This window comes from Bradyrhizobium sp. AZCC 1693 (assembly GCF_036924745.1).
Taxonomy (GTDB): Bacteria; Pseudomonadota; Alphaproteobacteria; order Rhizobiales; family Xanthobacteraceae; genus Bradyrhizobium.
In genome coordinates, this window is sequence record NZ_JAZHSD010000001.1 from 2,619,986 (window position 1) to 2,631,515 (window position 11,530).

11 protein-coding genes are annotated in these 11,530 nt (G+C 63.1%); 3 read left to right on the forward strand and 8 right to left on the reverse strand.

Annotated features, from left to right (window positions below; genetic code table 11):
• Window positions 1-94 precede the first annotated feature (94 nt).
• Window positions 95-1,288 carry an efflux RND transporter periplasmic adaptor subunit gene (locus V1293_RS12620; RefSeq protein ID WP_334509901.1) on the reverse strand — a complete coding sequence of 398 codons (1,194 nt, stop codon included), beginning with the start codon at window positions 1,286-1,288 and terminating at the stop codon, window positions 95-97.
• 1 nt (window position 1,289) lies between these two features.
• Window positions 1,290-1,991, reverse strand: coding sequence for a TetR/AcrR family transcriptional regulator (locus tag V1293_RS12625; RefSeq protein ID WP_334509903.1), 702 nt, complete (start codon window positions 1,989-1,991; stop codon window positions 1,290-1,292).
• A 304-nt stretch (window positions 1,992-2,295) separates the two neighbouring features.
• Between V1293_RS12625 and V1293_RS12630 the strand changes: the two genes are divergently transcribed.
• From V1293_RS12630 to V1293_RS12640, 3 genes are all read left to right on the forward strand, one after another.
• On the forward strand, window positions 2,296-3,516 hold the full coding sequence (locus V1293_RS12630; protein ID WP_334509905.1) for a cytochrome P450: 1,221 nt from the start codon (window positions 2,296-2,298) through the stop codon (window positions 3,514-3,516).
• 468 nt (window positions 3,517-3,984) lie between these two features.
• Window positions 3,985-5,436 (forward strand): Spy/CpxP family protein refolding chaperone, encoded by a 1,452-nt coding sequence (locus tag V1293_RS12635; RefSeq protein ID WP_334509907.1) that lies wholly within the window; start codon window positions 3,985-3,987, stop codon window positions 5,434-5,436.
• A 149-nt stretch (window positions 5,437-5,585) separates the two neighbouring features.
• Window positions 5,586-5,945, forward strand: a complete 360-nt coding sequence (locus V1293_RS12640) for a c-type cytochrome (protein ID WP_334509909.1) — start codon at window positions 5,586-5,588, stop codon at window positions 5,943-5,945.
• Between the two features lie 52 nt (window positions 5,946-5,997).
• On the opposite strand, the gene V1293_RS12645 is transcribed toward V1293_RS12640, so the two are convergent.
• The 6 genes from V1293_RS12645 to V1293_RS12670 form a co-directional block, all read right to left on the reverse strand.
• Window positions 5,998-6,873 carry a hypothetical protein gene (locus V1293_RS12645; RefSeq protein ID WP_334509911.1) on the reverse strand — a complete coding sequence of 292 codons (876 nt, stop codon included), beginning with the start codon at window positions 6,871-6,873 and terminating at the stop codon, window positions 5,998-6,000.
• Between the two features lie 13 nt (window positions 6,874-6,886).
• The gene (locus V1293_RS12650) at window positions 6,887-8,251 is read right to left on the reverse strand and encodes an MBOAT family O-acyltransferase (protein ID WP_334509913.1); all 1,365 of its coding nucleotides are present in this window, start codon (window positions 8,249-8,251) and stop codon (window positions 6,887-6,889) included.
• 114 nt (window positions 8,252-8,365) lie between these two features.
• Window positions 8,366-8,746, reverse strand: coding sequence for a hypothetical protein (locus V1293_RS12655; protein WP_334509914.1), 381 nt, complete (start codon window positions 8,744-8,746; stop codon window positions 8,366-8,368).
• Window positions 8,747-8,941: 195 nt separating this feature from the next.
• Window positions 8,942-9,232, reverse strand: a complete 291-nt coding sequence (locus V1293_RS12660) for a hypothetical protein (protein WP_334509916.1) — start codon at window positions 9,230-9,232, stop codon at window positions 8,942-8,944.
• A gap of 234 nt (window positions 9,233-9,466) precedes the next feature.
• Window positions 9,467-10,330 carry a sugar phosphate isomerase/epimerase family protein gene (locus V1293_RS12665; protein ID WP_334509918.1) on the reverse strand — a complete coding sequence of 288 codons (864 nt, stop codon included), beginning with the start codon at window positions 10,328-10,330 and terminating at the stop codon, window positions 9,467-9,469.
• Window positions 10,330-11,523, reverse strand: a complete 1,194-nt coding sequence (locus tag V1293_RS12670) for a dihydrodipicolinate synthase family protein (protein ID WP_334509920.1) — start codon at window positions 11,521-11,523, stop codon at window positions 10,330-10,332. Before V1293_RS12670 ends, V1293_RS12665 begins: the two co-directional genes overlap by 1 nt.
• Between the last annotated feature and the right edge of the window lie 7 nt (window positions 11,524-11,530).

An 11,530-nucleotide genomic window follows, 5' to 3' on the forward strand; every position in this document is an offset into this window, starting at 1 on the left:
GATTATCCCGCTGAGTTCAGCATTTCGGGCACGGTCTCATCTCCAAGACCGCCGCCCACCTTTTCGCAAGCGGCGCTCTGGCCGCGATCATGTATCAGTAGCGCGGCGGCTTCGCCGGTATCGGCGGCACCGGATCGTTCGATACCGTCACTGCCGATCCCGATTGCAGCTTGAGCTGGCCGACGGCCACGACACGGTCGCCGTCCTTCAACCCCTTCAGGATTTCAGCACGTCCCTCGACACGGTTGCCGGTCTGCACGAAGGTACGCGTCACCGTGAGACTGGTCTTGCCGTCCTCTTCCTTCTTCTCGCTGAGGAGGTAGACCGAGTCGCCATAAAGTGTGTAGTCGACCGCGGTTTCGGGCACGGTGATGACCGGCGGCTTGTTGGGCAGCACCACGGTGGTGGTGACGAACATGCCGGGCTTGAGGATCCGATCCGGATTCTGGATCGTCGCCTGCACGCGGATGTTGCGCGTTTCGGTCGCGATCTGCGGCTCGATGGTAGTGATCTTGCCCTCGAAGGTGCGGCCCGGATAGGCGTCGACCGCGATACGAACGATCTGACCGACCTTGAGCTGGCCGGAATCCTTTTCCGTCACGGTGAAGTTCGCATACAGCACCGACAGGTCGGTCAGCGAGACGATCTGCGTGCCTGCCGTGAGATATTGTCCAACCTCGACCTTGCGAACGCCAAGCTCGCCATCGAACGGCGCCCGCACCAGCTTCTGCGAGATGATGGCTTCCGTCTTGGCAATGCCGGCGCTGGCCTGATCGAACGCAGCCTGCGCCGTGTCCACCGTCGCCTGCGGGCCGACCTGCCGCTCAGCCAGTTGCTTGGCGCGATCCAGCGAGATCTGCGCCACGCGCTGCTGGGCCTTGAAGTTGGCAAGGTCGCCCTGCTCCGGACCGTCGAACAGCTGAACCAGCGGCGTGCCCGCCTTCACGCTGGCGCCCGCCGTGAACTGGATGTCGGTGATGCGGCCGTTGACGTCGGAGGTCACGTTGACCTGGTGCACGGCGGCGAGATCGCCGACCGCAGTCAGGAGGTTCGGAATGGTCTCGGACTTCGCCGTGGCGACGTTGACGCTCACCGCCGGCGGCTTGTTGTTCGCGAAGAACTGCGCGATCATCTTGCCGCGGAAATAGTTGAACCAGACGAGACCGCCGACCAGCACGGTCAGCAGCGTTCCCACGACGATGAACCAGCGCACCATCCGGACCGGCCGCTTGTGCGACTTGTCGGTTATCGGCTTGCCCGATAGTTTGGATTCAGTCACGATATTCATGTCATGCACTTTCTGCAGTTACCGATTGTCCCGAATTCGGTGACAGCTCGCCGTCCAGATGAGAAGCAATTGCGGCTTCGGTAAGTCCGATGCCGCGCAGGATGAATTGACAAAGCTGCCGCTCCAGATCGGCGGCGTCGCCGTAGGAAAGACAGGGCACGGCGGGAAGCCGCGAGAGCGCCGCCATCAGCACGGTGTGATGCGCGAACCAGAACAGGTTGAGCGGATCGCTGCCGATCCGCGCGGCGTCACCGGCCGCGACAGCGCTTTCGATCGATGCGCTGAACACCGGGCCGATCAGGCCGCCGATCTTGTCGTAGAGCAGACGCGCGAACTCGCCATCGTCGAGATGGCTCGTCGTCATCAGCCGCAGCCGCTGCGCTTCCTCCTGATCCGACCCGTCGGATACTTCCATGAAATGGCCAACCATGCCCTTGACCAGTTCAACCAGTGTGGCAGTTGAAGGCTCCTGGCCGAGCAGGTGCGCAAAGTCCGGGTCGGCCTCGCACTCCTCGGCGAGGATTTCGGCATAAAGCGCGGCCTTGGAGGGGAAGTGCTTGAACAACAGCCCTTCCGAAATGGCCGCGGCTGCCGCCACGCTCTTCGTCGTGGTGCCAGCAAAGCCGTTACGGGCAAAGCATCGCTTGGCGGCGCTCAAGATCAATTGCCGCCGCAAGTCACTGGTCATGCGCAGGGTAGACATGGGAGCGTGAGTAATCACTCACCTTGACGAAGTCAAGGATCTATTGCAGCGCACCAAGCGGATTCTCTCGCAGGGTGGCGTCAAAGACACAGCTTCATCGCTTTGTTTGAGCACGCCTTTTCCGAAATCCAGTGCTCATCTTGCCGGTTCATCCCGGATCGGCCGCAACCCGAACGCGCCGCTGATGGTGCGGAGCCGGAAGCTGCGTTCCGGCTTGACGCTCTAGCCGGGGCATTTAAGATAGTTGCAATTGCGACTAATTGGATGGTCGCTTACCTAATCTTCCCAAAGCATATGGCGGGCCATGAATTTGGATGCGCGCGAACTGGCAGCCACCTTCGACCTCGAAAAGCTGACGCCGGAGTTCTATGCCAACCCCTACCCGACCTATCGCGCGCTGCGCGAAACCGAGCCGGTCAAGCGGCTGCCGAACGGCTCGTATTTCCTGACCCGCTACGACGACCTGGTTGCGGCCTACAAGAACACCAAGGCCTTCTCATCCGACAAGAAAAAGGAGTTTTCGCCGAAATACGGCGCCTCCCTGCTCTACGAGCACCACACCACGAGCCTCGTCTTCAACGATCCACCCGCCCACACCCGCGTCCGGCGCCTGATCATGGGTGCGCTCTCGCCGCGCGCGATCGCCGGCATGGGGCCCGATCTGATCCGGCTGGTCGACCGCCTGCTCGATAGCATCGCCGCCAAGGGCAAGGTGGACCTGATCGACGATTTCGCCGCAGCAATCCCGATCGAGGTGATCGGCAATCTGCTCGACGTGCCCGAGGACGAGCGCGAGCCCCTGCGCGGCTGGTCGCTGGCCATCCTCGGCGCGCTGGAGCCGGTGGTTAGTCCGGACGCCTTCGCCCGCGGCAACAAGGCGGTGAAGGACTTCCTGTCGTACCTCGACGGGCTGGTGGCCCGGCGGCGGGCCAAGCCCGGCAATCCCGACCGCGACGTGCTGACGCGGCTCATTCAGGGCGAAGACAATGGCGAACGGCTGACCGAAAAGGAGCTTCTGCACAACTGCATCTTCCTGCTCAATGCCGGCCACGAGACCACCACCAATTTGATCGGCAACGGGCTGGTGGCGCTGTCGAACCACGCGAGCGAGAAACGGCGATTGATCGACGACCCTTCGCTGATCAAGACCGCGGTCGAGGAAATGCTGCGGTTCGAAAGCTCGAACCAGCTCGGCAACCGCATGACCGTCGAGCCGTTCGAACTCGGCGGCGTCGCGATGCCGCCGGGCACGCCGGTGACGCTGTGCATCGGCGCCGCCAACCGCGACCCCGCGCAGTTCGCCGATCCCGAACGTTTCGATATCGGCCGTACGCCGAACCGGCATCTGGCCTTCGGCACCGGCGCACATCAATGCGCCGGCATGGCGCTGGCGCGGCTCGAGGGCGCCATCGCGATCTCGCGCTTCCTCGCGCGCTTTCCGGATTATGCGCTCAACGGCGAGCCGGTTCGCGGCGGCCGGGTGAGATTCCGCGGATATTTGAGCGTGCCTTGCACGGTCAGCTAGGCCTGTGACGAATTGCACCAGCCTCGCATCGCAAAATCGCGAACGATTCCTATCCTTACGCGTTGACATCCCCGGGCGACGAAGCACGAGGGAGTTGCGATCATGCTTCCGCGCGGTGTTCGCCTTGCAGCGTTTTTTCTTGGTGTCTCCGCGATCGCGGTGAGCACCGGCTTGTCGGCGCAGGACCGGAGAGGCCCAGGTGGCTCGGCTGCGCCAGCGGCCCGGCCAGCGGGACCTCCACCGGCGATGGCGCGCCCAGCGGCGCCGCCAGCGATGGCCCGTCCCGCGGCACCGCCGGCAATGGCGCGATCCGCCGCACCGGCGTTCCGCGCGGCTCCCCCGCCGCAGCGTCCGGCCATGGTCCCGCATGCCCCGCCACGGATCGCCGCCCCGCCGCGCCCGTCCGCACCGCATATTGCAGCGCCACGACCCGAGATCCATCGCGCCGCGCCGCCGCAGCGACCAGCCATGACGAGACATCCCGAGCCGCGCATCGCCGCACCATCGGGCCCGGGTGCATCGCCCGCCGCGAGCGCGCGACCGTCGCGAAAGGAACAGATCGAGACGCGTGCGCAGCAGCGTGAGCAGCGTATCCAGCAGCGACAGCAGATCGTGCAGGAGCGGCAGCGCGACATGCTGTCGCGTCAGAGCACAGATCGGCAGACCCGCATCGATCGCCTGCAGCAGCGCGTGCAGCAATTGCAGTCGCAAAAGCCGGAAGGCCTGCGGGCGCAACGCGCGCAGGAAAGGTCGCTGCAGACCCAAAACCGCCTGCTCCAGCGCGAGCAGCGCATGCAGCAAAGCGATCAGGCGCGCCTGCAGCGGCTGAGCCCGCAGCCTTCGGCTGAACGAACGGCCGCCATGCAGGCTGCCGCACGCGGGCGATTTGCCGCGCAGTTCCGCAGCAATGATGCCCTGCAAGCCCGAACTGCGCTCACGGCCCGGGAGAACAGCTGGGCTCCCCGCGATGCCTGGCGGCGCGGTCACCGCGCAGCGTTTGTGGCCTGGCTCGGCCCGGTGTTCTGGCCCTACGCCTATTCCGACATCTTCAGTTACACCTTTTGGCCCTATGCCTATGACCCCGGCTATTGGGCCTACGCTTACGACGACTTCGTCGACACAGTGTTTTGGGGGACGGACAGCCCGTATTCCGCTTACGCCAGATATCCGGAGCCTGGTGCTGCGATCACCGATTATCGAGCGCGCGGACGCGCAAGCGTGAGCCCGCAGGCTCTCCGGCAATTGTGCGGAGGTCCGGATAAGGGCGTGACCGCCTGGCCGATCGAGGAGATCGCTCGGGCAGTACAGCCGAGGCCCGATCAGCGCGTCCTGCTTGATGAATTGAAGGCCGCCGCGGCAAAGGCGGCCGACGTGTTCAGCTGCGCCGATTCCTATGCGATGACGCCACCCGGTCGCTTGCGCGCGATGACGAACCGCGTAAGCGCAACGCTCGACGCGGTAAAGATCGTGCGGCCGGCACTTGAGCAATTTTATAATTCGCTCAACGACGAGCAAAAAGCGCGCTTCAACGCACTTGGCCCGAACGTCGGCGAGCGATCGCAACAGCAGCCGCAGCAGGAAGCGAATGCTGAAGCCGAGAAGTGCGGCGAGCCGAAGTCCAGCCTCACGCAGCTACCGATCGAGCGGATCGAGGCCGTGCTACATCCGGCCGGCAAGCAAAAGGAAGCGCTCGACCGCCTCAGCACGGCGACGAAGAGTGCGGTTGAAAGATTGCAGGCCGCCTGCCCCGATGACGTGCCGCTCACGCCGCTTGGACGGCTGGAGGCCATGGAAAGGCGGCTCGAAGCCATGCTGCAGGCAGCCGCGCTGGTGCAGCCGCCACTGGATGAGTTCTATGCCGCGCTGAGCAACGAGCAGAAGGCTCGCTTCAATACGCTGCAACAGACCGCAAGCCCCTGACCGCAGCTTTGACGCAATCCCCTTGCCGACGAGGTGATCGAATGAGGCAATGGCACTTCATTACGCTTCTCGCCCGGCCAACGTCCAGGCGGCGAGACGGACGTGTACGGCACCGCGATCGCCTGCTCTTGATAAGCGCGTTGAGCGCAATGGCATTCATGCTTCCATCGCCTTCCGCCCTGCCTCAGGCGTCGCAAGGCAATGAGGACGCCTCAGGCCAGCAGGCGTTCAACAATGCCTGTCGAACCTGTCACATGGTGAAGGAAGGCGACAATCGGCTGGGTCCCAACCTGCATAAGATTGTCGGACGTAAAGCAGGATCGCTGCCGGACTACGGATTTTCCAGCGCAATGAAGGAAGCAGGTTTCGTCTGGGATGAAGAGAAGCTCGATCGCTTCATTGCAAACCCCGATGAAGTCGTACCCGGCAACAGCATGAAGCCGTATGGCGGCCTATCATCGAGCGACGATAGGAAAAAGATCATCGCCTACCTTGCTCAACCGCGATAACGCCGCCGCCTCAGGCGTTTTCGGCGAAAACAGCGTGGCTGGGCCTCCTCCGTCACTTCAGCGTGCGCGCCGCGGCCAAGGCGCGCTCCATCGCCTGCGTTACAATTACCGCAGAGCGTTCGTCGAGATGAACGCCGTCGGCCCAGCGCAGCTCGCTTCGGTCTACTTCGACGGGCAACCATCGATTGGAATCCGGAAACGCGGCGTGAATAATCTCCCGCGTGGTCGCTGCAAATCGCGAGCCTTCGATCGGTTCGGAATACGGTAGCTCGAACAGGAACACCCGCGCGCCGCGTTGTTCCACCATCCGGATCAACGCCTCAATTCGTTTCGCGTTGATCCGCGCGGCATCCGTCGGATCCTCCGCATCGAACTGCTGCAGCGCGCGATCCGCATAGATCCGGTTGTCGAAATCGCTCGGCGGCTGCCCGACCAATCGGCGCAGGTCGAGCGCCACCTGCTCATGCGTCAGCGGTGCGTGAAGCCGCTGCTCATGGGCCGCTACCGCGGCTCTGACGGGGCGAAAGAAAAACGGCTCCGTGTCGCCGCGCGAGTAATGTTCGACCAGCGCGACATCGGTGGAACGGGCGAGCACATTCGCCTCGATCAGGATGACACCGGGAAGCCGCGGCTGGCTGGCAACGATCTCCAGCCCGGTGACCGGAGAGCCCCCCGCAAGCGCCAGGTTCCGCAAGCCGCGCGTTGCGAAATATTCCTCCTTGAGGCGGAACGTGATCGAGCTGCCCACCAGCACGACGTCAGGCACCGGCTCGCGCAGGTAACGGCTCAGGGTGATCAGCGCGCCGTCCCGCGTCGTCGTCGCCGGCATTTGCAGCCCGCTGCCGAAGCGCGCGGTGGCAAAGCCGCAGACGATCAAGACAATCGCTGCAGCAGCCCCGCATTTCATCAACCATCGAACCGCAGACACGCTTTCCTCGTCCCTAGAACTGAAAATAGATGAACGACGTTTCGGGACCCGCCTCCAGATACATCAGCGCGGCCATCGAGCCGTAGAGATATGGCTCCGCCCAGCGAAGTCTTCCCTCGAACAGCGAGCCGAAACCAAGGTGCTGAATCATGACCGGCAGCGAATAGAGCAGCGCCAGGCTGTAGAACAGCTTCGTCGGGTTGGGATTCGCGCTCGGCACAAACATGCCCGCGAGGTAGCCGACCGCATGATCGAAATTCGGCAGCTTGAAGAAAATCCAGAGCATGGTGACGCAGACAAAGACGATGGTCATCCGCACTGCTCGAAACACCGCAACGTCGATCGAAGCCAGTCGGGCCAACAAGGGGCGTTCGAGCACCAGCAGCAGGCCGTGCAGCAGCCCCCACATCAAATAGCCGAGGCCAGCGCCGTGCCAGAGACCGCCCAATCCCATCACGATCGTCAGGTTCAAATAGGTCCGCCATACGCCGTGGCGGTTGCCGCCGAGCGGAACGTAAAGATAGGTCCGCAGCCAGTTCGACAGCGAGATGTGCCAGCGCGTCCAGAACTCGGAGAACGAGGTCGAGATGTAGGGAAGATTGAAGTTGATCGGCAGGCGGTAGCCGAACAGGAGAGCAAGCCCGATCGCAATCGCGGAATAGCCGAAGAAGTCCGCATAGATCTGATAGCTGTAGAGGAAAACGAGCAACCAGCGATCCTGGGTCTGCAGCGTCTCGTAGAGCGGGAAGCTCATACAGGACGTCATTTCATTGAGGTTGTTCGCCACATACAGCTTGAAGAAAAATCCAGTCAGGATCCATTTCGCGGCCTCGACGAACGGAATGTCCGCAAAATATTTCGGCTTGATCTGCGGCATGAACATTTCCGCGCGCGTGATCGGGCCTGAAACGAGCTGTGGAAAGAAGATGATGTAGAGAAAGACGCCGGTCAGCGTCGGCGGCGCCGCCTTGTGCCGGGTCAGATCGACCAGCAGGCTGATGTTGTGGAAGACGAAAAATGAAATGCCGATCGGCAGCGGCAGCTTCAGCAGGAAATCAAGCGGCGCGAAGTCCACCAGGCTGGGGGACGCCGGATCGATGAACAGCAGCTTGTATTTGAAGAACGCGAGCAGCACGAGATTGAAGGCGATGCCGGCCGGAAGCCAGGCGCGCCGGTTTCGCAATGCCAGAACCAGGAAGAGGTAGGTTCCGAAAACCGCGACGGCCAGCAGCGCCAGCAGTTCCGGCTGGCCATACCCGTAAAAGAACAGGCTGGCGAAGACCAGCAACTGAACCTGAAACGCTCGCAGCGCCGGCAGGTAATAGGCCGCAAATACGATCGCGACAAAAACACCGAACTGCCAGGAAGTGAAAGTCATGCCGCCCCAACGGTAGTTGGGGAAGCTCTAGCATTTCGACCTGGGAGGTAATAGTCGGAACCGGACCGCGGGTTCGCAGCAGAGCGCTCGATTCTGCGCTGATATGCGGGAGATTTAATTCCCGGCGGTGTTGAAGCGGGAGAGATCGCAGTCCCGTTCGGCGTATTTCACGCGGCGCAGGCCATCGCGGTCTTCGACCACGGTCGGCCGGCAGCGTTCGTTCCAGGCGGTCTGGGCGGCTTCATCGGCCTTCAGTTCTTCCGCCATCCGGGGCAGGATCTTCACGGTGCCGCCGCTGCCGACGTAGAAATTGGTTTGCTGGCTGGGAAGCAGCGGCGCGCCGGTGGCGATGGCCGCGGCCTTGGCATCCGCGGCAGCCTTCGCCGCGCGGGCGGCCTGGGCAGCATCCGCGGCGTGGCCGTGATCCATCGCGAATTGCGCGGACGCGGACGATACCGAAGCGACGACAATCGAGATTGCGATGAAGACGCGCATGGACGCTGCCTCTTGAAATGAATGCCGAACGTCAGGAATGCCCGACAAGCATTGAGGCGGCGTAAAGCGATGTGACTAACCGCTTCGCTATTTGGTCGATAAAGATTTAGCGGTCTATCGGACGCGACAAGGCGCCGCCGTTCATCGAGCCAACGAGCCCGGAATACTCCTCGCAGATCGCGAGGAGCGAAAGCGTTATTCGCTGCGGCCGAACTCGCAGCCCCTGCGGGCGTAAACCAGGCGGACGACGCCTTCGTCATCGTAGGTGCGCCTTGGCTTGCAGAACGCTTCCCACTTCTCGATGTTGGCGCGTCTTGCCTTCTCGTCTTCCTGTTCCTGGGCCGCGTTACGTGGCGGATCGTCCAGGTAGGACGTCGTGCAGGTCTGCCCATAGAACTTGCTGTGGGTGCAGCGTTCCACGACCTGCCAGGCCTGCGCCGATGTCGACAGCAGGGTGAGGGCCGCAATTGCATAAAGGATTTTCATGGTGTCGCTCATCGCTCGCGGAGACATTCTCCGTGCGGCGTAGCTAGCGCCGGAGTTCGCGGGGGCGCAACGGTAACCCTTTGTTAATCTAAATAGCCGCGCAAAAGGTTAAATCTGGAACCGTGCGCTGTCTCTTGGCGCGACATTATCACAACCAGAAGGCGTGTCAGTTCACATACGAGACAACACCGTCCGCCATTGAAACAGCGAACAAGCGACTTCGATCGACGGCCGCTAGACCACCGTACGATGCCGCTCGATGCAGGTCCGCAAAACCTCATCCATCGGCCTTGCCCACCAGTCGTTGGAGAAGATTTCGATCTCGGAATAGCCGCCAAAGCCCTGTGCCTCGACCGCCGATCGCGCAGATTTGATGTCGATGACGCCGTCGCCCATCATGCCGCGGTCGTTGAGGATGTCTTTTGTCGGCACCAGCCAGTCGCAGACGTGAAACGCGAGCAGGCGGTCCTTTCCCGCGCGCGCGATCTGGCCAATCAGCTCCGGGTCCCACCAGACGTGATAGACGTCGAGCGCAACGCCGAGCGCGCCGGTGCGCTGTGGATCGAGCTGGTCGCAAATATCCAGCGCCTGCTTGGTCGTGTTCACGCAGGCACGGTCGGCGGCATAGGCCGGATGCAGCGGCTCGATCGCGAGCGGCATGTTGGCCTGCTTGGCGTATTCCAACATTTCGCCGATGGCGTCGTGAACCTGCGTGCGCGCGGCCGCGATATCTTTCGAAGGAGCACTGCCCGGCCGCGAATATTGCGGCAGGCCGCCGACGACCAGCACCACGCAGGGCGCGCCCAGCGCCTTGGCTTCGTCGACGGCGCGGCGATTGTCGTCGCGCGCCTCGATGCGGCGCGCCGCATCCGCCGTGAACATGCCGCCGCGGCAATAGCCCGACAGTTCGAGCCCGGCGTCGCGCACCGCCCGCACCGTGCGGTCGAGCCCGACGGAAGCGACCTGGTCGCGCCAGGGATCGATAGCGCGGATGCCATGGCGCGCGCAGGCCTCGATGATGGCGACGAGATCGCCCTGCTTGCGCACCGTCGCCGTGTTCAGCGACAGCCAGCGATGGTCGGCAGAAAAATCGCGCATCAGGGCTCGATGCCGCGCGTTGCCAGCACCGTCTTCATGCGCCGTGTCGCCATTTCAGGGTTGGAGAGCAGGCCTGCCTTGTCGGCCAAACGAAACAGTTCGGCCAGATGCAGCGTCGAGCGCGTGCTCTCCTGCCCGCCGACCATGGTGAAATGGTCCTGATGGCCGTTGAGATAGGCCATGAACACGATGCCGGTCTTGTAGAACCGCGTCGGCGCCCGGAAGATGTGGCGCGACAACGGCACCGTCGGCCCCAGCACGTCGTGGAAGCCGGCCTCGTCGCCGGCCGCAAGCCGCGACAGCGCATAGGACGCCGCCGGCGCGATGGCATCGAAGATGCCGAGCAGCGCGTGTGAAAAACCCTGGTCGTCGCCGGCGATCAATTCGGCATAGTTGAAATCGTCGCCGGTATACATCTTGACGTTCTTGTCCAGCCGCCGGCGCATGTCGATTTCGCGCTGCTTGTCGAGCAGCGAGACCTTTACGCCATCGACCTTGGCCGCGTTGGCGTTGATGATGGCAACCGCCGTGTCCATCGCCTTGTCGAGATTTGCCGTGCCCCAGTAGCCTGCCAGCGCCGGGTCGAACATGTCGCCGAGCCAATGGATGATCACGGGCTCGCGAACCTGGCCGAGCACGCGGTTGTAGACCTTTGCATAGTCGTCCGCGCTGCGGCCGAGCTTTGCCAGCGCACGCGAGGCCATCAGGATGATCCGGCCGCCGGCCTTCTCGACCGCCGCGATCTGTTCTTCGTAAGCACCAATCACGTCATCGATGGACTTTGCATCGTCAACCGCGAGGTGGTCGGTGCCGGCGCCGGAAAACACCAGCGCATTGCCGTTTGCCTTGGCGGCCTTCACCGAGCGCTGGATCAACTCCAGCGAGGTCGGCCAGTCCAGCCCCATGCCGCGCTGCGCGGTGTCCATCGCCTCTGCGACGCCGAGGCCGAGGTCCCAGACATGCTCGCGGAACGCAATGGTGCGGTCCCAGTCGATCGCGGCGTTAAGCCAGGGATCGTTGTCCGCCAGTGGATCCGCCACCACATGCGCGGCCGAGAACGCCACGCGGTTAAGCGTGCCGTCAAGCTTCGCCGGAAACGTCCGCGACGCCGCCAGGCGATAGGTTTCGATCGAACGATCCGCCTTCGGCAGTTTCAGCGACAGCGAAGACATCGGCAGGACGGGCTTGTTCATGGCTAGG

What these genes read in the sequence shown, in the direction of transcription:
- V1293_RS12620 (WP_334509901.1), bottom strand. Translation starts at nt 1,288, where the DNA reads ATGAATATCGTGACTGAATCCAAACTATCGGGCAAGCCGATAACCGAC.
- V1293_RS12625 (WP_334509903.1), bottom strand. Translation starts at nt 1,991, where the DNA reads ATGTCTACCCTGCGCATGACCAGTGACTTGCGGCGGCAATTGATCTTG.
- V1293_RS12630 (WP_334509905.1), top strand. Translation starts at nt 2,296, where the DNA reads ATGAATTTGGATGCGCGCGAACTGGCAGCCACCTTCGACCTCGAAAAG.
- V1293_RS12635 (WP_334509907.1), top strand. Translation starts at nt 3,985, where the DNA reads ATGACGAGACATCCCGAGCCGCGCATCGCCGCACCATCGGGCCCGGGT.
- V1293_RS12640 (WP_334509909.1), top strand. Translation starts at nt 5,586, where the DNA reads ATGGCATTCATGCTTCCATCGCCTTCCGCCCTGCCTCAGGCGTCGCAA.
- V1293_RS12650 (WP_334509913.1), bottom strand. Translation starts at nt 8,251, where the DNA reads ATGACTTTCACTTCCTGGCAGTTCGGTGTTTTTGTCGCGATCGTATTT.
- V1293_RS12655 (WP_334509914.1), bottom strand. Translation starts at nt 8,746, where the DNA reads ATGCGCGTCTTCATCGCAATCTCGATTGTCGTCGCTTCGGTATCGTCC.
- V1293_RS12660 (WP_334509916.1), bottom strand. Translation starts at nt 9,232, where the DNA reads ATGAAAATCCTTTATGCAATTGCGGCCCTCACCCTGCTGTCGACATCG.
- V1293_RS12665 (WP_334509918.1), bottom strand. Translation starts at nt 10,330, where the DNA reads ATGCGCGATTTTTCTGCCGACCATCGCTGGCTGTCGCTGAACACGGCG.
- V1293_RS12670 (WP_334509920.1), bottom strand. Translation starts at nt 11,523, where the DNA reads ATGAACAAGCCCGTCCTGCCGATGTCTTCGCTGTCGCTGAAACTGCCG.